Genomic DNA, 502 nt, shown 5'->3' on the forward strand with positions numbered 1-502 from the left:
GGAATGCCTAGGATTCCAAAGTATATTCGTTCTTCTGAAAAAGAGATTCTGTATACAAACCAAGATTGCATCATTAAAAACGGTAGATTTTTAAAGTTTCCAAAGACGAAATTACAATTAAATATTGGGAAACTAGGTTTCACTGAAGGTAAACTGAAACAAGTTCGTGTGATTCCAAAATACAATGAATATGTAGTGGAATTGGTAATTGATGTTCCTTCTGAAGAACAAATTATTGAAGAGAATGCTCGTTATATGAGTATTGATTTAGGGATTGATAACCTTGCAACCATCGTAACAAACACAGGTATGAAGCCTGTCCTTGTTAAGGGCAAACATGTCAAAAGCATAAATCAATATTACAACAAAATGAAGAGTCATTTTACAAGCATTCTTAGAAATGGAAAACAAACTAATGAAGGACCTTTTACTTCTAAAAGGATAGAAAAACTTCATCAAAAACGTTACTTGAAAATAAAAGACGTCTTCCATAAAGTTAGTC

1 protein-coding gene is annotated in these 502 nt (G+C 31.9%); it reads left to right on the forward strand.

The window, feature by feature from the left end:
- Positions 1-502 (forward strand): transposase (locus FOT98_RS31405; protein WP_144291265.1); only part of this gene is annotated, 502 nt, incomplete at both ends.

The sequence above is a fragment of the Bacillus sp. HY001 genome, assembly GCF_007558965.1.
Taxonomy (GTDB): domain Bacteria; phylum Bacillota; class Bacilli; order Bacillales; family Bacillaceae_G; genus Bacillus_A; species Bacillus_A mobilis.